This is a genomic window from Pseudomonas sp. IT-P12, from assembly GCF_949767465.1.
GTDB lineage: Bacteria > Pseudomonadota > Gammaproteobacteria > Pseudomonadales > Pseudomonadaceae > Aquipseudomonas.
Map to the genome: position 1 here is coordinate 158,683 of NZ_CATKPY010000024.1, position 19,374 is coordinate 178,056.

The 19,374-nt window shown below is 62.3% G+C and carries 19 protein-coding genes; 9 read left to right on the forward strand and 10 right to left on the reverse strand.

The window, feature by feature from the left end:
- Positions 1-175 precede the first annotated feature (175 nt).
- From hflK (ACM6IM_RS21640) to cfaB, 5 genes are all read left to right on the forward strand, one after another.
- Positions 176-2,134 (forward strand): protease modulator HflK, encoded by a 1,959-nt coding sequence (hflK, locus tag ACM6IM_RS21640; RefSeq protein ID WP_414866270.1) that lies wholly within the window; start codon positions 176-178, stop codon positions 2,132-2,134.
- Positions 2,131-3,174: a protease modulator HflC gene (gene hflC, locus ACM6IM_RS21645; RefSeq protein WP_414866271.1), complete on the forward strand. Its 1,044-nt coding sequence runs from the start codon at positions 2,131-2,133 to the stop codon at positions 3,172-3,174. The genes hflK (ACM6IM_RS21640) and hflC overlap by 4 nt, the downstream gene beginning before the upstream one ends.
- Positions 3,171-4,229 carry a protease modulator HflK gene (gene hflK / locus ACM6IM_RS21650; protein ID WP_414866272.1) on the forward strand — a complete coding sequence of 353 codons (1,059 nt, stop codon included), beginning with the start codon at positions 3,171-3,173 and terminating at the stop codon, positions 4,227-4,229. Before hflC ends, hflK (ACM6IM_RS21650) begins: the two co-directional genes overlap by 4 nt.
- Positions 4,226-6,151, forward strand: a complete 1,926-nt coding sequence (locus ACM6IM_RS21655) for a heavy metal translocating P-type ATPase (protein WP_414866273.1) — start codon at positions 4,226-4,228, stop codon at positions 6,149-6,151. The genes hflK (ACM6IM_RS21650) and ACM6IM_RS21655 overlap by 4 nt, the downstream gene beginning before the upstream one ends.
- 172 nt (positions 6,152-6,323) lie before the next feature.
- Positions 6,324-7,511, forward strand: coding sequence for a C17 cyclopropane fatty acid synthase CfaB (gene cfaB / locus ACM6IM_RS21660; protein WP_414866274.1), 1,188 nt, complete (start codon positions 6,324-6,326; stop codon positions 7,509-7,511).
- Here the strand turns inward: cfaB and cls are convergent.
- On the reverse strand, positions 7,508-8,947 hold the full coding sequence (gene cls, locus ACM6IM_RS21665) for a cardiolipin synthase (protein ID WP_414866275.1): 1,440 nt from the start codon (positions 8,945-8,947) through the stop codon (positions 7,508-7,510). The genes cfaB and cls overlap by 4 nt on opposite strands.
- 131 nt (positions 8,948-9,078) lie before the next feature.
- Between cls and ACM6IM_RS21670 the strand changes: the two genes are divergently transcribed.
- Positions 9,079-9,600 (forward strand): DUF3617 domain-containing protein, encoded by a 522-nt coding sequence (locus ACM6IM_RS21670; RefSeq protein ID WP_192307208.1) that lies wholly within the window; start codon positions 9,079-9,081, stop codon positions 9,598-9,600.
- A 69-nt stretch (positions 9,601-9,669) separates the two neighbouring features.
- Here ACM6IM_RS21670 and ACM6IM_RS21675 read toward each other — a convergent pair whose 3' ends face one another.
- The 6 genes from ACM6IM_RS21675 to ACM6IM_RS21700 form a co-directional block, all read right to left on the reverse strand.
- A complete protein-coding gene (locus ACM6IM_RS21675; protein WP_414866276.1) occupies positions 9,670-10,575 on the reverse strand; it encodes a His/Gly/Thr/Pro-type tRNA ligase C-terminal domain-containing protein in 906 nt (301 codons plus the stop codon).
- A gap of 149 nt (positions 10,576-10,724) precedes the next feature.
- Positions 10,725-11,600 carry a metal ABC transporter substrate-binding protein gene (locus tag ACM6IM_RS21680; protein WP_414866277.1) on the reverse strand — a complete coding sequence of 292 codons (876 nt, stop codon included), beginning with the start codon at positions 11,598-11,600 and terminating at the stop codon, positions 10,725-10,727.
- A gap of 11 nt (positions 11,601-11,611) precedes the next feature.
- On the reverse strand, positions 11,612-12,478 hold the full coding sequence (locus ACM6IM_RS21685) for a metal ABC transporter permease (RefSeq protein WP_414866278.1): 867 nt from the start codon (positions 12,476-12,478) through the stop codon (positions 11,612-11,614).
- The gene (locus ACM6IM_RS21690; RefSeq protein ID WP_414866279.1) at positions 12,478-13,146 is read right to left on the reverse strand and encodes a metal ABC transporter ATP-binding protein; all 669 of its coding nucleotides are present in this window, start codon (positions 13,144-13,146) and stop codon (positions 12,478-12,480) included. Before ACM6IM_RS21690 ends, ACM6IM_RS21685 begins: the two co-directional genes overlap by 1 nt.
- Positions 13,143-14,039: a GTP cyclohydrolase FolE2 gene (folE2, locus tag ACM6IM_RS21695; protein WP_414866280.1), complete on the reverse strand. Its 897-nt coding sequence runs from the start codon at positions 14,037-14,039 to the stop codon at positions 13,143-13,145. The genes ACM6IM_RS21690 and folE2 overlap by 4 nt, the downstream gene beginning before the upstream one ends.
- Before the next feature lie 190 nt (positions 14,040-14,229).
- Positions 14,230-14,607, reverse strand: coding sequence for a glutamine synthetase (locus ACM6IM_RS21700; RefSeq protein ID WP_192307377.1), 378 nt, complete (start codon positions 14,605-14,607; stop codon positions 14,230-14,232).
- A 142-nt stretch (positions 14,608-14,749) separates the two neighbouring features.
- Here ACM6IM_RS21700 and zigA point away from each other — a divergent pair, with 142 nt between their 5' ends.
- Positions 14,750-15,958: a zinc metallochaperone GTPase ZigA gene (zigA, locus tag ACM6IM_RS21705; RefSeq protein WP_414866281.1), complete on the forward strand. Its 1,209-nt coding sequence runs from the start codon at positions 14,750-14,752 to the stop codon at positions 15,956-15,958.
- 24 nt (positions 15,959-15,982) lie between these two features.
- On the opposite strand, the gene ACM6IM_RS21710 is transcribed toward zigA, so the two are convergent.
- Positions 15,983-16,339, reverse strand: a complete 357-nt coding sequence (locus ACM6IM_RS21710; RefSeq protein WP_414866282.1) for an NADH:ubiquinone oxidoreductase — start codon at positions 16,337-16,339, stop codon at positions 15,983-15,985.
- A 27-nt stretch (positions 16,340-16,366) separates the two neighbouring features.
- Between ACM6IM_RS21710 and ACM6IM_RS21715 the strand changes: the two genes are divergently transcribed.
- Positions 16,367-17,332, forward strand: a complete 966-nt coding sequence (locus ACM6IM_RS21715; protein WP_414866283.1) for a CobW family GTP-binding protein — start codon at positions 16,367-16,369, stop codon at positions 17,330-17,332.
- Here ACM6IM_RS21715 and ACM6IM_RS21720 read toward each other — a convergent pair.
- Entirely contained in the window at positions 17,329-17,742 is a 414-nt protein-coding gene (locus ACM6IM_RS21720; protein WP_414866284.1) for a DUF3301 domain-containing protein, read from the reverse strand. The two genes, ACM6IM_RS21715 and ACM6IM_RS21720, sit on opposite strands and share 4 nt — an antisense overlap.
- 117 nt (positions 17,743-17,859) lie before the next feature.
- On the opposite strand from ACM6IM_RS21720, the gene pdxY reads away from it, so the two are divergent.
- A complete protein-coding gene (gene pdxY, locus ACM6IM_RS21725) occupies positions 17,860-18,732 on the forward strand; it encodes a pyridoxal kinase PdxY (RefSeq protein ID WP_192307198.1) in 873 nt (290 codons plus the stop codon).
- Between the two features lie 111 nt (positions 18,733-18,843).
- Here pdxY and ACM6IM_RS21730 read toward each other — a convergent pair whose 3' ends face one another.
- On the reverse strand, positions 18,844-19,326 hold the full coding sequence (locus tag ACM6IM_RS21730) for an acyl-CoA thioesterase (protein ID WP_414866285.1): 483 nt from the start codon (positions 19,324-19,326) through the stop codon (positions 18,844-18,846).
- Between the last annotated feature and the right edge of the window lie 48 nt (positions 19,327-19,374).

Below are 19,374 nucleotides of genomic sequence, written 5' to 3' on the forward strand. Positions count from 1 at the left end.
ACGTAGCTCGCGAAAAAAATTACGAGCGTAATATGAATGTTTCCACGCCTTTCGGTCAAGGCTTCAGCAACGCGACAGTCAGTCACCCGTAGATAGGAGGTCTTAATACAAAAAATTCACGCGGTTTGTTATATCGTAACAAGCTGTGCGTTGGGCAAAGAAACATTGGGGTGTTATGCAAGTCGATCTCGATATTGAGGGCGCCGCTGTCGCCGGGCTGCCGCGCTTCCAGCAGGCGCTTGTTCACGGCCGACGGTTGCGTCGGTGGGGCTTGGGTCTTGGCGTGATGGTTGCCTTGGGGCTGGTGCTGGCGATGTTCGTCGGGCTGTTTGCGCCGCAATCGCTGTGGTCGACGTTACTGGTCAATCAGTGCGCCGGTTTGCTGGTACTGATCGCTGGGCTGCAATCGGCGTGGTGGGTGACGCAGTGGCGTGCCACGGCGCTGAAACCGGCCGAGATACCGCTGCAAGCCGACGCCACTGAAACGCCGGATAGTGGGTACGAGCAGCTGTTGGAACGGATCAGCGAACGTTGCAGGCGCGTACTGAACGCCCTTGGCGCCCCGACGCTGTGGCTTGGCGGCTGGGCGTTGCTGACGCTGTTTTGCGTCAACCAGGTCTGGAACCTGACCCTGCAACCGAACGTGCCGACTTTTTCAGCGAACATCGGTGCGGCATTGTCGTTGTTGCTGGCGTTCGGCCTGTTGGTGCTGGAGCGGCAATTTGCCCTGGAGCCCGTGACGCAGTGGCCTGAAGCCGGAGCGCTGTCTCAGTTGACCCGCGTGGCGATCATCGGCCTGGTGCTGAGCGCCTTGTGTCTGTTGTTTGCAGGGGAGGGGGCTGTGTGGCCGACCCGGCTGGCGGTGTTGATCGGTGTACTGCCGGGGCTCGTGGCACTCGAACTGTTGTTGCGGGCGGTCCTTTCATGGTTTACGCCCCGCCGCGAACAGCGTGAGCCTGCGCTGCTGGCCCGAAGTTTCATCGCCGAGCTGTTGCGTTGGCCACCGCAACCCCTGCTGGCGTTGCAGCACGAATTGCATTACCGCTTCGGCATCGATCTTCGGCAAATCTGGGCGTTTTCATATATGCGCCGCGCCTTTTGGCCGGTGTCGGCGGTGGTCGCCCTGGTCGGCTGGACATTGACCGGTGTTCACGAAATGGCCCTGCAGGAGCGTGGTATCTATGAACGCTTCGGCAAGCCGGTGGAAGTGTTCGGTCCGGGTTTGCACATCGGTTTGCCCTGGCCGTTGGGCCGGGTGCTGAGTGTCGAGAACGGTGTGGTTCACGAACTGGCCACCCGGGTCGACGAAGGGGCGGCGCCGATGGTCGCTGAACCGGCAGAAGGTCTGGCGCCCGCCATCGCCAATCGCTTGTGGGACGCCAGTCACGTGAATGACAAATCCCAGGTCATTGCCAGCAGCCGGGCGGACAAGCAAGGTTTCCAGATCGTCAACATGGACGTCCGATTTGTCTACCGCATCGGTTTGACCGATCAGGCGGCATTGGCCGCCACCTATAACAGCACGGACGTGCCGGCATTGATCCGCAGCACCGCCAGTCGGGTGCTTGTTCATGACTTCGCCTCACGCACCCTCGACGGTCTGCTCGGCGAAGACAGGGTAGGGCTCGCAGAGGACATTGGCCGGGCCGTACAAACGGATCTGCAGGCACTCGACAGCGGCGTGGAAATTCTCGCCACGGTGGTCGAGGCCATTCACCCCCCGGCCGGTGCGGCCAATGCCTATCACGGCGTGCAAGCCGCGCAGATCGCTGCGCAGGCGCTGATTTCACGCGAACGCGGCGCGGCCACCGAGGCGAGCAACCAGGCGCAATTGCAGGCCAGCATTGCCCTCGATCAGGCAACGGCCAACGCGCGTGAAATCAATGCGGCTGCACAGGCGGCGGATCTGGGTTTTTCGGCCGAGCAAAAAGCCTACGCCAGCGCCGGTCAGGCGTTCGTGCTGGAGCGGTATTTCAGTCAGCTTTCCCAAGGCCTGGCCGGTGCTCAATTGCTGGTACTGGATCACCACCTCGGTCGCGGCGGCAACGCGCCGACCATTGATCTGCGCGCCTTCACCTTGCCGGCTGACCCGGCGCCATCGCCCAAAACCGCTCAGTCAGGAGCTGCCAATTGAGCCAGTCACACACTCACGATCACGCAGACCACAACGGCCACGATCACGGCCATGGCGGGCATCACCCTGGGCACCACCACCATCATCACCACGGCGACGCGCAGGCGGCAGGTCCTTTTCCATGGCGACGCATGGGGTGGGCGGGGCTGCTGGTGGCATTTGCCGTAGCGGCGGCGAGCCTGGTGCAAGTGCGCTCCGGCGAGGCCACGGTGATCACCCGGTTTGGCGATCCGTCGCGGGTGCTGCTGACGCCGGGGTTGAGCTGGCGCTGGCCGGCGCCTTTCGAAGCGACAATTCCCGTGGATCTGCGCCTGCGTACCACCTCCAGTGGCTTGCAGGACGTGGGCACGCGGGACGGGCTGCGCATCATCGTCCAGGCCTACGTGGTGTGGCAGGTTCAGGGCGATGCGGGCAATGTTCAGCGTTTCATGCGGGCTGTGCAGAATCAGCCGGATGAAGCCGCGCGGCAGATTCGCACGTTTGTCGGCTCTGCACTGGAAACCACGGCCAGCAGTTTCGACTTGGCCAGCCTGGTGAACACCGATGCCAGTCAGGTGCGCATCGGCGACTTTGAAACGCAGCTTCGGCAGCAGATCGAGCAGCAGCTGTTGGCCACCTATGGCGTCAGGGTGTTGCAGGTCGGCATCGAACGGTTGACCTTGCCGTCAGTGACCTTGAATGCCACGGTCGATCGCATGCGCGCCGAGCGTGAAACAATTGCCACCGAACGCACGGCCATAGGCAAACGCGAGGCCGCGCAGATTCGCTCCGTCGCCGAGCGGGATGCGCGGATCGTTCAGGCGGATGCCACCGTGAAAGCGGCCGGCATCGAAGCCCAGTCTCGGGTGGAAGCCGCGCAGATATACGGTCGTGCCTACGCGGGGTCGCCCCAGTTGTACAACCTGCTGCGCTCCCTCGACACCTTGGGCACCATCGTCGGCCCGGGAACAAAACTGGTCCTGCGCACGGATGCCGCGCCATTCAGGGTCTTGGTTGACGGCCCGCCGACTCTCGACAACTTGCCCAGGTCGAAGCCATGAGCCGCGTTCCACGTGGAACACATGAATCGAGCAGTCCCTGGATTCAGGCCGGGCAATTGGCCTTTCTTGCACTGTTTGCGGTGACGCTGCTGGCCGCCGTGGCGTGGGCGTTTTCCAATGTTCGGCAGATTGATCCGCAGAACCGAGCCGTGGTGTTGCACTTTGGCGCGCTGGACCGCATTCAGAATGCCGGCCTGCTGTGGGCGTGGCCACGACCGTTCGAGCAGGTGATTTTGCTGCCGGCAGCTGACCGGGTGATCGAGCGGCGGATCGACAATCTGCTGCGAAGCGACGCGGCGTTGCAGGCCGATCGACTGGCTTCCTTTGCCACTCCACTGAGTGATGCGCTGGCGGGTTCCGGTTACTTGTTGACCGGGGATGCGGGTGTCGTGCAATTGGATGTGCGGGTTTTTTACAAAGTCATCGAGCCTTACGCCTTCGTGCTGCAGGGCGAGCATGTGTTGCCGGCACTGGATCGACTCGTGACGCGCAGTGCAGTCGCCCTGAGCGCCGCCCGGGATCTGGACACCATTCTGGTGGCGCGACCGGAGCTGGTTGGCGCCGTCAGTCAGGCCGCTGAACGGCGTGAGCGCTTGCGGGGTGATCTGGTGCAGGGCATCAATCGCCGCCTCGTGGAACTGGCCGCGACCGGGCAGGGCTTGGGGATCGAGGTGGTGCGAGTGGATGTGCAGTCGAGCCTTCCGGCGCCGGCGGTCAACGCCTTCAATGCCGTCCTGACAGCCAGTCAGCAAGCCGACAAAACGGTCGCAAACGCGCGCACCGACGCCGAGAAACTCACGCAGTCGGCCAACGAACGTGCCGACCGGACCGTGCAGCTCGCCCAGGCCCAGGCAAGCGAACGACTGGCCAAAGCGTCGGCGGATACCGCCACCGTGTTGAGTCTGGCCAAGGCGCAACGGCAGGGCACCGATCCACAGATGCTGCTGCGTATTTATCGCGAGCGCCTGCCAACAATCATGGGGCAGGCCGGTTCGGTCACCACCGTCAACCCCAACGACGATTCCCGCCTGATCATTCAGGGAGCTGCCCAATGACTGCATCGACCGCCGCTGCACCGAGCCTGTTGTCGTCGGCCGAACAACGCAGCGCCGCGCGCCAACTGACGTTGGCCATGCTTGCCCTGGGCTTGCTGACGCTGGGTCTGGCCTGGCGCTGGTGGGCACCGCAGCAGACGGGTGTCAGCCAATTGTTGCTGGGGGGCGCTTCGCTACTGGTCGCGGTGCCGGTGATGCGCTCGGCGTGGTTCAGCCTGCGCTATCCAAGCCTGCACGGGATTACCGACCAGTTGATTGCTCTGGCCATGCTCGGCGCCTGGGCGACCGGCGATCTGCTGACTGCCGCCCTGCTGCCGGTCATCATGATCTTCGGCCACGTGCTGGAGGAGCGCAGTGTGATCGGCTCCCAAGAGGCCATCCACGCGCTGGGTCGATTGACACGCAGCCATGCGCGCAAGGTCCAGGCCGATGGCTCCATCCTCGAGGTGGACAACGGCGCGCTCAGGCCGGGTGATTGCGTAGAAGTTCGCGCCGGGGATCGGGTGCCCGCCGATGGCCGTGTGCTGTCGGGCCAGGCCAGCCTCGACACGGCATCGATCACCGGGGAGTCGGTGCCGGTGGAGGCGGGCGTCGGCATGTCCGTATTCGGTGGGGCCATCAACCTCGACGGCTTGCTGCGCATTGAAGTGACCCGCACGGGCAGCGAGTCGACCCTCGGCAAAGTCATTGCGCTGATGCAAAGCGCCGAACGTTCGAAGCCGCCCATCACCCGACTGCTCGAGCGCTATGCCGGCAGCTACAGGGTGTTGGTCTTGCTGTTGGCTGCTGTCACCTGGTTTATCACCAACGACGCCCAGGCGATGCTCGCGGTGTTGGTGGCCGCCTGCCCCTGCGCATTGGTGTTGTCGGCCCCCGCCACGGCCATTGCCGGTGTTGCGGTGGCTGCCCGTCACGGGATGCTGATTCGCAGTTCGGCTTTTCTTGAAGAACTGGCCGACCTGACCTCGCTGGTGATCGACAAGACCGGAACCCTGACCTTTGGCACGTTGCGCCTGCAAGCCATCGACGGCCCGCCGCAGAACCAGAGTCAGCTGCTGAGGCTTGCTTCCAGCCTCGGTTCTGCCAGCAGCCATCCGGTCAGTCGTGCGCTCGCCGGCCTGGCCGCTCAGGATGACTTGCTGCCGCTCTCGGACATTCACGAACGTCAGGGACTCGGTGTGGTGGCCATGACCGGGCAGGGCAAAGCCGCACTGGGTCGACCCGAGTTGTTTGCGCAGTTGGGTATTCCGACTTCCGCGGTTCCGCAGCACGATGGACCGATTGCCGGGCTCGCGCTCAACGGGCAATTTCTCGCCTGGCTGTTGCTGGCGGACAGCGTCAAACCCGAGGCACGGTTTGCCTTGAGCGAATTGCGCGAGCTTGGGCTGGGCCGGCAATGGTTGCTCACGGGAGATCGTCAGGGGGTGGCGGATGCCCTGGCTCGGGATGTCGGTCTGCCGAATGTGCACGCCCAGGCCTTGCCCGAGGACAAGCTCAATCGGGTCCTCAAGGAAATCGACAGCGGTTTTCGGCCGATGGTGGTCGGCGACGGCATCAATGATTCGCTGGCCCTCAAGGCGGGTGTGGTCGGCGTCGCCATGGGGGCAGGCGGGGCTGACATTGCCCTGGCGTCGGCGGACATCGTGCTGATTGGCAGTGACTTGCGGCGCCTCGGCACCTGCGTGCGCCTGAGTCGCCAGTGCCGCCGCACCTTGCAGATCAACGTGATCATAGGCCTGGGCTGGACGCTGGCCATTGTGGCCTTCGCCGCGTTCGGCTGGCTGGGTGCGGCCGGGGCGATGATCGCGGCGCTGTTGCACAACCTGAGCACTTTGCTGGTGCTGGGCAATGCCGGGCGGTTGCTGCGGTTTCAGGAGCCGTTAATCAAGTTGGCAGGGGAGTCCGACAGCGTACCGCTCTGATCGAACTGTAGGACATTTGCGCAGTCATCTGGATACGGTCATCACTTCTTTGCGTTGACGACGAAAGTTGAGCCCGGACCGATCATAGAAAAGGGCTATCAAATCGATAGCCTGCTATTTTTCGAGGATGGTCTAACCTCATTTCAGACGTCTGAAACCAGGGGGATATTCCATGCTCGCGCAACTTCCACCGGCCTTACAGAATCTGCAGCTCCCATTACGCCTGCGACTCTGGGACGGCCATGAATTCAATCTGGGACCGACGCCCAGCGTCACGATTGTGGTCAAGGACCCACAAATGGTTTCCCAGTTCACCCATCCTAGCCTGGACGCGCTCGGAGCGGCGTTCGTCGAAGGCAAGCTCGAGCTTGAAGGCTCGATGAGCGACGTGATTCGCGTCTGCGATGACTTGAGCCAGGCGCTGTTGGGCGAGGACGAAGACAGCCAGCCGGTGCGCGTCGCGCACGACAAGGAAACCGACGCCAAGGCGATTTCCTATCACTACGACCTGTCCAACGCGTTCTATCAGCTGTGGCTCGACAGTGACATGGCGTACTCCTGCGCCTATTTCGAAACCGGCAGCGAAACCCTGGAACAAGCGCAACAGGCCAAGTTCCGGCATCTGTGTCGCAAGCTGCGCCTGCAACCCGGTGAATACCTGCTGGACGTCGGTTGTGGGTGGGGCGGTCTGGCGCGTTATGCGGCGCGGGAATTCGGCGCGAAAGTGTTCGGTATCACCCTCAGCAAGGAGCAACTGGCGCTGGCCCGTGAACGGGTGACCGCCGAAGGCCTGGACGACCAGATTGAACTGCAGCTGCTCGACTATCGTGATCTGCCCCAGGACGGTCGGTTCGACAAGGTCGTCAGCGTCGGGATGTTCGAACACGTCGGCCACGCGAATCTCGCCGAGTACTGCAAGACCCTGTTTGGCGCGGTGAAGGAGGGTGGCCTGGTGATGAACCATGGCATCACCGCCAAGCACACCGACGGCCGTCCGGTGGGGCGCGGTGCCGGTGATTTCATCGAGAAGTATGTGTTCCCCAACGGCGAACTGCCCCACCTGTCGATGATTTCCGCCGAAATCAGCGAGGCGGGTCTGGAGGTTGTGGATGTCGAGAGCCTGCGCCTGCATTACGCGCGCACGCTTGACCACTGGAGCGAGCGCCTGGAAGACAACCTGGAAGCGGCGGGCAAGCTGGTGCCCGAGCAGGCGTTGCGCATCTGGCGGTTGTACCTGGCGGGATGCGCCTATGCGTTCGCCAGGGGCTGGATCAACCTGCACCAGATCCTCGCCGTGAAAGCCCACCCCGATGGCAGCCATGAACTGCCCTGGACCCGCGACGACATCTACACGCCTTAAAGAATCGGCGAAATAAGCCGGGCGATCCGCATGCCGACCTGTTGCAGGCGATGGGTCTCCCGGCTTTCCTGCTGGGCCACTTCATGGGCCTGGGCGAAGTCCTGGTTGAGCATCTGTTCGACCTCGCCGGCAAAGGCGCTGTCGACCGTCAACAGCATCACTTCAAAATTCAGCCTGAACGAGCGGTTGTCCAGATTGGCGCTGCCGATGGCGCTGATTTCGCTGTCGATCAACACCACCTTCTGATGCAGGAAACCCGGTTCGTAGCGGAACACCCGCACGCCGGCGCGTACCGCCTCGAAGGCGTACAGGCTGGACGCGGCGTAGACGATGCGGTGGTCGGGGCGCGACGGCAGCAGAATCCGCACATCGACACCGCGCAGCACCGCCAGGCGTAACGCTGAGAACACGGCTTCGTCAGGGATGAAATACGGGCTGGTGATCCACACGCGCTCGGAGGCCGCATGGATGGCTTCGACGAAGAACAGCGAGCAGGTTTCGTAGGGGTCCGCCGGGCCGCTGGCCAGCAATTGGCAGAGCACGCCGTCGTCCGGATACACATCCGGCAGTATCAAGGGTGGCAACGATCGCGCCGCCCAGAACCAGTCTTCGGCGAAGGACTCCTGCATGCAGGCCACCACGGGCCCGCGCACCCCGACATGGGTGTCGCGCCAGGGTGCCAGAGGCGGCTTCTCGCCCATGTATTCGTCGCCGACGTTATGCCCGCCCACGAATCCGAGCACGCCATCGACCACCACGATCTTGCGGTGGTTGCGAAAGTTGACCTGGAAGCGGTTAAGCCAGCCGCTGCGCGTTGCGAAGGCTTTGACTTCGACGCCCGCATCACGCAATGACTGCACGTAACTGTGGGGCAGGGAATGGCTGCCGATGCGGTCGTACAGCAGATAGACCGCGACGCCTTCGGCGGCTTTCTTCAATAACAGTGTTCGCAGGCGTTGACCGAGGTGGTCGTCGTGAATGATGAAGAACTGGATCAGCACCGCCTCCCGGGCCTGGCTGATGGCGTCGAAAATCGCTTCGAAGGTGGCCGGGCCGTTGATCAACAGCCGCACTTCATTGTTGGCAAGGCATGGCATGCGTCCCAGCTTGGGCATCGCCCGCAATGATGCATAGGCGTTGGAGGCGCGGGCTGTCAGGGCTTCTTCCACCCAGGGACGCCAGTTCAACTCGGAAATGGCCTTGCGCATTTCCTCGTTGGCCTGTCGTCGCGCCTTGATGTAGCCATCGAATGTGCTGCGGCCAAAGACCAGGTACGGGATCAGCGTGAGGTAAGGCATGAACAGCAACGACAAGGCCCAGGCGATGGATCCCTGGGCGGTCCTTACGGTCAACACGGCATGGATGGCGGCGATCAGCCCCAGGGAATGCAACAACGCGATCAGATAACCGAAAAGGTGCGGTCCAAAGTAATCCATGGGACAGCCTTGCTCCTGAAGATTCAATGCTTAACAGACCATGTTCCGTGCAGAATGTCGCTATTTAATTGGCCCCTGAACCGAAGCCCCTGGCTGACGTCTAACGGCCACTACTGATCAGGAGTGACACGATGAACGTTCGTCTGCTGGGCTTGGCCGTGGCTTTTGGTTTGGCACTTCCCGTGGCCGCTCAGGCGCAGATGCTGCAGCCCGGCCTGTGGGAGCTGACCTCGAGCAACATGAAGGTGGATGACCAGAACCTGCCGGATCTGCAATTGATTCTGGGCCAGATTCAGAGCCAGATGACGCCCGAGCAGCGCGCGCAGCTGGAGAAGCAGGGCATCACCATGGGCGGCAAGGGAATTCGCGCCTGCCTGACGCCGGAACAGGTCAAGAGTGACAACATTCCTCTGACGGACCCTCAGTCGGGCTGCCGCCAGGAAATCACCGAGCGTACCGGCAATCAGTGGAAGTTCCGATTCAGTTGTCCCAAGGCGCAGGGCGCAGGGGTGGCGACGTTCCTGAGTGATCGCGAGTTCACCACCAAGGTGAACGGCACGTTCAACGCCACGGGCATCCAGCAAAAGGGCAGCCTCGATACCCGTGCAGTCTGGTTGGGGCAGGATTGTGGAACGGTGAAGCCCAGGGCCTGACAGCATCGCGAGCAGGCCCGCTCCCACAAGGTAACGAACGTGGAAGCGGGCAGACTCGCGACAAACTGTTCACACCACCACCGCCCCGGTTGACCGCAACCAGGCGCACACCGCTTCAACCGCCATCGTGCCGAAGTCCTCTCCGGTCCGGCTGCGCAACGTGACAAACCCACCTTGTTTTTCCTTTTCGCCGATCACCACCAGATAGGGCACCTGTTGGCTGTGCTCGCGGATTTTGTGGCGGATTTTCTCGTTGCGCAGGTCTGCACGGGCGCGCACGCCGCCGCGGCGCAAGGTTTCAGTCACGGATTGGGCGTAGTCGGCCTGGCGATCGTCCATGCTGACGATCATTACGTGTGGCGGGGCGCGCCAGCTGTCCAGTTCTTCCTGTGAAGCCCAGCAACTGCCGTAGATTCGCTGAGTCGCGGTGCCGCTGATGTGATCGAGGGCGAATGCATGCAGCACCCTCGTTGCAGGAACGTGCGGACCGATCGACCGGCATTCGAAGTCGCCGAGCAGGTAGGGCGTCAGTCTCTCCAGGTCATCGGTGGGCGATGAGGGTTTTCGACGGCGAATCGAATGGTTGGTCGCCGCCAGCGTTTTCATGCGTGCCTCGATGCCCGCCAGATCGACGAGGTTCAGAGGACGCTCGAATTCAAACTCATGGAAGAAGCCGTCACCCAGCACCGATCCGCTCTGCAACTGTGCCTTTGGATAAAGCTGTTTCACGGCCACTGACAGCATCAGTGCGCAGGAGCGTCGCAGGATCTCCAGGCCATCGGGCTCGCGGGGGGTGACGATACTGACCCGGGAATCGGCCTGGAGCATGAACGCACAATCGACCAGTACGCCGTCAACCCTGCCCGCGACGGCGGCTTTTGCCAGCTCGGGACTGATGCTGGCGGCGAGCTCGTACACCGACACGGGTTGGTCGTATTCAAGTAATGAACCATCGCTCAGGGTGATGTGGATCATGTCGGTGCTCTTGAGTGCTCGCGCATAAACCGTAGAGCCAAACCCGGGCAGTTGTCATCTAGACATTTGTCACGCCATGCGAGTTGGTCGGTCACCCGCTCATCGGCGGTTGAACCGACTTATCTACGTACGCCGATTCGGCGTACGAATCATGGCTGGCTCAGCGCCTGGTACAGCGTGTTGAGGTTGTATTCGAACAGTCCGGTGAAGGTGCTGGCCGGGCCACTCGCGGCGAGGGCGTCTGAGTACAGGGTGCCACCGATGTGTGCGTCGCTCTCATCGGCAATCTGTTTGAGCAGGCGCGCGTCCTTGATGTTCTCCATGAACACCGCTTTGACCTTGGCCTGGCGAATCTGGGTGATCAGCGCAGCGACTTCAGCCGCTGACGGCTCGCGCTCGGTGGACAGCCCCTGCGGCGCCATGAAATCGATGCCGTAGGCCTGCCCGAGATAACCGAAGGCGTCGTGGGAGGTGACGATCTTGCGATTGCCTGGCGGCAGTGATCCGAGCTTGGTCTTGGCTTCGGCGAGCAGCGTGTAGATCTGTTTCAGGTACAGCTGGCTGTTGTGTTCGTAATCGGTTTTGTGCGCCGGGTCGGCGGCAACCAGCGCCTTGGTGATGTTGCTGATGTACAGCTCGGCGTTGGCCAGGTTGTGCCAGGCATGCGGGTCGGGAACGGTTGCCCCGTTCTCCTCCAGCGAACGGGGAATCACACCGTGGCTCGCACTGATGACCGTGGCCCTGGTGTCGGTGCTGGTCACCAGGCGATCCAGCCACGGCTCGAAACCGAGACCATTCTTGATGATCAGCTTGGCGCCGAGCAGGGCCTTGGCATCGTCGGGTGTCGGTTCGTAGGTGTGGGCATCGGCATCGGGGCCGACCATGTTGGTGATCTGGATGTGATCGCCGCCGACCTGATGGGTCATGTCAGCGAGGATACTGAAGCTGGTGACGACCTTGAGTTTTTCCGCCGCTGACAGCGACATCGAAAACACCAGACTGAACAACACGAGTAGAGCGCGCATCGGGCAACACCTCATTGGGATGTGAGCAGGGGCGGGCGGCGCATCAAGCCGTGCACCGGCCCGAACACCACGGACAGCAGATACCCGCCGCCCGCCACGAGGACGATGGCCGGGCCGCTGGGCAGCGAGTAGTGGAACGACAGCAGCAGACCGAGCCACACCGACACGCAGCCAAGCAGGGCGGCCACCGCCATCAACACCGGCAGCCGTCGGCTCCAGAAGCGTGCGGCGGCAGCGGGCAGCATCATCAGGCCGACGACCATCAGCGCGCCGATGGCCTGGAAGCCGATCACCAGGTTCAGCACGACCAATGTCAGGAACACAGCGTGGGCGAGAGGGCCGAGGCGGCTGACGGTTTGCAGGAACAGCGGGTCGAGGGTATCCAGCACCAGCGGTTTGTAGATGAGCGCCATGGCGATCAGGCTGAGCCCCGAGACCCACAACATGCCTGTCAGGGTTGGACCGTCGACCGCCAGTGCCGAGCCGAACAACAGGTGCAGCAGGTCCAGGCGCTTGCCGGCGATGCCGAGGATCAGCACGCCGCTGGCGAGGGCGATCGGGTAGATCGCGGCCAGACTGGCGTCTTCGCGCAGGCCGGTGCGGCGGGTAATCCACGCGGCGAGCCCGGCCATGCTCAAGCCAGCGCCCAAGCCTCCCAGGGTCAACGCTGGCAGGCTCAATCCGGCGAACCAGAAACCCAACGCCGCGCCGGGAAGGATGCCGTGAGCGACCGCGTCACCGATCAGGCTCATGCGCCGAAGGATCAGGAACACGCCGAGGGGGGCCGTGCTGCACGCCAGCACCAGTCCACCGAGCAGTGCGCGACGCATGAACACGAACTCTTGGAAGGGTTGCCACAGGTGGACGACTGTCAGCATCAGGCCACCTGCGTGTGCGGTTGCTGATGAATCAGCTCGGTGCTCGGACCGAGTACGCATCCACTGTTCCTGATCAACAGAGTTTGCGGCATGTGGTGCCGTACCGCCGCCAGGTCATGACAGACGACCACCAGGGTTCGCCCTTGTGCGTGCCACTGATGCAGGTGTTTCCACAGCAACGCTTGCCCCTCTTCATCGAGCGCTGCGTGGGGTTCGTCGAGTAACAGCAGCGGTGCTTCGGCGAGGCTCAGGCGGGCGAGGAGTGCGCGCTGCAGTTCGCCGCCGGAGAGCGCCATCAAGGGGCGTTGTTCCAACCCCGTCAGACACCAGTCTTCAAGGGCGGCGGCGAGGCGCTGACGACGGACTTCGGCCGATTGCTTGTGGCCCCAGAAACCGGCGGCGACCAAGGCTTGCAGGCTGATCGGGAATTGCCGGTCGAGGTGTTGCTGCTGGGGCAGGAACGATAGCGAGCCTTGGCGCGGAACCGCGAGAATGACGTTGCCGCTCAGCGGTTTTTGCAGGCCGGCGATGACTTTCAGCAAGCTGCTTTTGCCTGAGCCATTGGCGCCTATTACGGCGGTCATGCTGCCTTTGGGCAGTTCAAAACTGACGGCCGGGGTGAGGGGGTGTCCAACGGCTCCCCAGCGTAATGCCTCGCAGCGAATCATGCGGCCTCCCAATTCCATCGGCTCTCGGCGACGGCGTCATGAGCGTGAAGGCTTTCGGCGTGGATCACGCGGACATGCAAGGCGGTGATTTCCGGGGAGCGTTTCATGGCCAGATGCAAACGCCGCGCGGCGTCTTCGCAGAACATCAGGTTTTGCCCGTTAGCCAATGCGAAGGCTTGTTCATCGGCGCGTTTCACGGCCGTTTGCACGGCAGTGCCGAGGGCGGCTTCTGCCTCATCGATAACCTCGATCAACGGCAGTGCCTCGACACCTTCAACCAGGCGAAGACGCAATTGCGCATGGCTGCGCTGGCTATGAGGTGTTGCAACGATGCCTTTGGTTGAACCCAGCCAGGCCAGAACGTCTGCGTGTTGCAACGAACGGTTGGCGAAGTCGTCGACGAATTGCTGCTGGATCAGCTGCCGAGCCAGGGCCGCTGAACAAGGGCAGGTGGAGGAATAAGGCAGCTGGATTTTTAGTTCCACGTGGAACATCGCGTTTTTCAGATGCGCTTCAATGCTGACGGGATAGCTTTTCCAACCGGACAGCGGGCTGATGAGGGCAGGCCTTTTCAGCAGCAGGTCGGTGTCGATCTTCAGGTAGGCACGGGTCGACAGGCCTTGGTGGGAGTCGAGGAAATGCTCCAGGACTCGTCGGATCAGGTGTGGGGTCAGGTTTTCCTGCTCAAGCAATTCCAACGCGAGGTACAGCCGCGACATGTGAATGCCACGCGCTTCGCCATCGTCCAGGCTGACACCGGCGTCGGCTGTCGCGCTCAAGCGTTGGCCATCGAACAGGATCGGCAAGGCAATGCCGCACATGCCCACCCATTCGAGCGGCAGGGCTTGGCGTGTAGCCTGCGCGGCGATATCCGGCAGAGTCAGCGCATTCATCAGCAGGTCCATAGTGGGAATCGAACTTGAATGTTATGTTATTACATCAAATTCGACTACGTCTTTTTCACGAGGGTTTTCACCGTGAACCGACGTGACGTGTGCAACGAAGGGCTACAGCGCTCTTTCCAGAATAATCCGCAGCTCGACAGCTGCTTCGCCGGGTAACGGGCGCAAAAAAAGCGCAGGCCTAGCAACCGGAAATACGGCTGCAGGTGAATTTGGCACTGCTACCGCCGGAACTGGAAAAGCGATTGAGGGTGGTCCAGCCAACCCGCCGGTTGTAACCGACCCAGGCTTCGCCGTCTGAGGCGATGCCGGTGAAAAACGTGAGTTGTCCGTAGCGGCTGTTGGTTTGCGCCCAGTAGCGTTTTCCCGCGCGTTCGAAGCCGCGCAGGTAGAGCGTGTTGCCGACGGTGTTGACGCTGTAGGCATTGCCGTCGGCATCCACGCAAGCCAGCAGATTGGCGCTGCGGGTGCAGTTGGCCAGGCCCGGGGTTTGTGCCCGGGCGTCCAGGGTGAGCAGCAGCGAAGCGATCATCAGCGCGATTTTCAGGGCCATACGCAGAGTGTTTCTCACGGATCGGACGGGGTTCAGCATCGTGCCCTTTGTCATCGGCGGCAAGAGGGGGTGGCTTGATTGCATTGTTATACTGTAACGTAAAAATAAGCCCGACACTGCGACCGGGCATTCCTGTGAGGATTCCCTGATGCCCCATCGTCTCCCCGTCACCGTCCTGTCGGGCTTTCTCGGCGCCGGTAAAAGCACGCTGCTCAATTACGTACTGCGTAACCGCGAAGACCTGCGGGTTGCGGTGATCGTCAATGACATGAGTGAAATCAACATCGATGGCAGCGAAGTGCAGCGTAATGTCACCCTCAACCGCGCCGAAGAAAAGCTCGTGGAAATGAGCAACGGCTGCATCTGCTGCACCTTGCGCGAAGACTTGCTCGAAGAGGTCGGCCAACTCGCCAGGGATGGCCGCTTCGACTACCTGCTGATCGAGTCCACCGGCATCGCCGAGCCGCTGCCCGTGGCCGAAACCTTCACCTTCCGTGACGAGGAAGGCCGCAGCCTGTCTGACGTCGCGCGGCTCGACACCCTGGTCACCGTGGTCGACGGGGTGAATTTCCTGCTCGATTACCAGGCCGCGGAGAGCCTCGCGTCCCGTGGTGAAACCCTGGGCGAGGAGGACGAACGGCTGATCACCGAGTTGCTGATCGAGCAGGTCGAATTTGCCGACGTGATCCTGATCAGCAAGATCGACCTGATCAGCAGCAGCGAACGCCAGGAGCTGATGGCGATCCTCGAAAGGCTGAACCCGCAGGCCGAAATCCTGCCGATGGTGATGGGCGAAATCCCTTTGGCGAAAATTCTCGATACCGGTCGTTTCGACTTCGAAAAAGCCGCGCAGGCACCGGGTTGGTTGCGCGAGTTGCGCGGCGAGCACGTGCCGGAAACCGAGGAATTCGGCATCGCCTCCACCGCGTACCGGGCGCGCCGACCCTTTCATCCCCAGCGTTTTTTCAACTTCATCGATGGCCCGTGGACCAACGGCAAGCTGTTGCGCTCCAAAGGCTTTTTCTGGCTGGCCAGCAAACCCATGGATGCCGGCAGCTGGTCCCAGGCCGGTGGTTTGATGCGCTATGGTTTTGCCGGTCGCTGGTGGCGGTCCGTGCCGAAAGACCAATGGCCCCAGGACGCGGAAAGCACCGCGGCGATCATGGCGAACTGGACCGCCGCCACGGGTGATTGCCGGCAGGAACTGGTGTTCATCGGCCAGAACATCGACTTTGCACAACTCAGCGCTGAACTGGACGATTGTCTGCTGACCGATGAGGAAATGGCCCTGGGCGCCGAGGGCTGGCAATTGTGGCCGGACCCGTTCGGGCCCTGGTATGAAGAGGTGGCCGCGTAACCCTCGACTAAATGAGAGCGCGGATCAAGGCTGGAGCCAGTGCCCCTGGCTCTGGCTTTCGCAATACGGCTTCAGATACGCCGCGTCGGTGGCCACGCCGTAATAGTGAATATCCTGCTGGTAAGGCATATTGGCAACTTGCGCATTGCTGCACACGCCAAAGGCGCCGGCAGGGCAGTGGTCGACGTATTGCACCTCGACTTTCTGCCCGGCCAGGTTCGGCTGACAGAACCCGTCGGCGAAGAGTTTTTCCGGGATGCTGCGGTTCTCCTGGCAGACCTTCACGTCGAGCCGCTCAGCCGTGCTGTGTACCACGCACGCCTGGGCCAGCGCCTCGCCGCCAATGAGCGACAGGAGCAATGTCCAGCCAATCAACCGCATCCTCCACCTCCTCAGAAAACCTCGACCATGCTGCAGAACATTCCCACGCACGTCATCGCCGGACCATTGGGCGCCGGCAAGACCAGCCTGATCAAGCACCTGCTGGCCCAGCGACCGGCGAACGAGCGTTGGGCGGTGTTGATCAACGAGTTCGGGCAGATCGGTATCGATGCTGCGCTGCTGACCCGTGACGTCGATGGTATCGCACTGGGTGAAGTCGCCGGAGGCTGTTTGTGTTGCATAAATGGTGCGCCGTTCCAGATCGGTCTCGGACGCTTGCTGCGCAAGGCGCGACCGGACCGGTTGTTCATCGAGCCTTCCGGGCTCGGTCATCCAGCGCAGTTGCTCAAGCAATTGGGTGAAGCGCCCTGGGTTGGCGTACTGGCGGTTCAGCCCAGTGTGCTGGTGCTGGATGCCCAGGCGCTCGCCGCCGGCAAGCCCTTGCCTGTGACGCAGCAGGCGGCGTTGAGCTACGCCGGGTTGTTGCTGTTGAACAAGGCCGAGCATCTCGATGAGCGCGATCGGCAACGCATCGCCGCTCAGCTGCCGGCACGGCCCCTGTACTGGACGCAGCGAGCCGGGTTGCCGCTGAGCGAGCTGCCGGGTCTCGAGGCGAGAGCGGTGGCGGGTGTGGATAACTTCATCGCGCCCAAGGGGTTGGCGCAGATGCCGGCGGTATGGCCTGACCCGGCGCGGCCGATATGCCTGAGCCAGGAGCAGGACGATGGCTGGAGCATCGGTTGGCGCTGGCACCCAGGCCAGAGGTTCGATTCGGCGCGCCTTGGCCGATGGCTTGAAAGCCTTGTCTGGCGGCGGGCGAAGCTGGTTATCCACAGCGAAGGGGGCTGGCTGTCGGCCAATGCGCTGGATAACGCGACACTGGCCTGGCAGCCCAGCGAATGGCGCCAGGATTCGCGGATCGAACTGATTTTCAGCGGGCCGCAGCCGGTAGACTCGTTGCAGCGCTCACTGGATCACTGTCGATCCGGTTAAGGACGCCATTTCGTGTGTTCCTGCCGCCACTGGCTAAGCTCAATCACTTCGGCGCGGGGCTTCGTCACATCGGCCACCGGTGGCGTTTCGTCGAACGGCATCGGGTAGGGCGCCAGTTCGATCTGCGCACTGTGGGCGCCGAACTGGGTGATGGTGCCGTTATGGCGGGTTTCGCCGGTCACCGTGAATTCGAAGTTATACACACGGGCCAGGCGCCGCCGGCCGTTGGCGTCCTTGATGAAGGTGATTTTCTTCAACGCGACATTGCCGTCCAGCAACTCGATCCCGAGTTTGCCGCAGTGCTGCTTGACCCGCTCCAGCGCGCGCTCGCGCAAGCCATGGTTGTGCCACAGCCAGGCGCCAGCCGTGGCGAGCAGCATCAACACGAAGATATTTCCGAGGGTCAGCATCAACGGGTGCTCCAACAATAGGATGTCAGCTTAACTGCGTCGCCGGTCTGTCGTACAGGCTGCGTTTAGTCGCATACTGCGCGGCTCGAATTTCAATCGTTTGACGGAACTCACGGCATGAAACGTACGCCACATCTGCTCGCCATTCAGTCCCACGTCGTGTTCGGCCACGCTGGCAACAGCGCTGCGGTTTTCCCGATGCAGCGGGTCGGGGTGAATGTCTGGCCGCTCAACACTGTGCAGTTCTCCAACCACACTCAATATGGCCAGTGGACCGGTGAAGTGCTGTCGCCGCAGCAGATTCCCGAACTGGTCGAAGGCATTGCGGCGATTGGCGAGTTGGGAAATTGCGACGCCGTGTTGTCCGGGTATTTGGGCAGTGCGGCCCAGGGGCGTTCGATCCTGAAGGGCGTCGAGCAGATCAAGGCGATAAACCCCAAGGCCCTTTATTTGTGCGACCCGGTGATGGGCCATCCGGAAAAGGGTTGCAGCGTACCGGCTGAAGTCAGTGATTTCCTGCTGGAAGAAGCGGCCGCCGTGGCGGACTTCATGTGCCCCAACCAACTGGAGCTCGACAGCTTCTCGGGGCGCAAACCGCAGTCACTGTTCGATTGCCTGGCAATGGCGCGTGCGCTGCTGGCCCGCGGTCCGAAGGCGGTGCTGGTCAAGCACCTGGCGTACCCCGGCAAACCGGCGGATGCATTCGAGATGTTGCTGGTGACGGCCGAAGCGAGCTGGCATCTGCGCCGCCCGTTGCTGGCGTTTCCGCGCCAGCCGGTGGGCGTCGGCGACCTGACTTCCGGTCTGTTTCTGGCGCGGGTGTTGTTGGGCGACAGCCTGGTGGCGGCGTTCGAGTTCGCGGCCTCGGCGGTGCATGAAGTGTTGCTGGAGACCCAGGCGTGCGCCAGTTACGAGCTGGAGCTGGTCCGCGCGCAGGACCGCATCGCGCACCCACGGGTGAAGTTCGAGGCGACTGCGATCAGTCTTTGAACAGGGCAGGGCCCATCGCGAGCGGGCTCGCTTCCCGCAAGGGCTTGGGTGAACACCAACCCGGTGTTCACCGCACAGCCGGCGATGTCTATCTAAAGCGCAATAGGCGCCTCAGGCATCACCCTTGATTTCCTGATAGCGCTTTTCCAGTTCCTGACGAATCTGGCGACGCTGCTGGGCCTGGATGAAGCGGCGCTTGTCTTCGCCGTTCTGTGGTTGCAGCGGCGGCACGGGCGCCGGTTTGCGGTTGTCGTCCACCGCGACCATGGTGAAGAAGCAACTGTTGGTGTGGCGCACCGAGCGCTCACGGATGTTCTCGGTCACCACCTTGATGCCCACCTCCATCGAGGTATTGCCGGTGTAGTTGACCGAGGCCAGGAAGGTCACCAGTTCGCCGACATGCACCGGCTCGCGGAAAATCACCTGATCCACCGACAGGGTCACGACGTAGCGGCCGGCGTATCGGCTGGCGCAGGCGTAGGCCACTTCGTCGAGGTACTTGAGCAGGGTGCCACCGTGGACATTGCCTGAGAAGTTGGCCATGTCGGGAGTCATCAATACCGTCATCGACAGCTGGGCGTTTCCGGGTTCCATAGCGTTCTCACGGGTCAAGGCGGGTTTCGGAAGGGTGCACCTCTACGG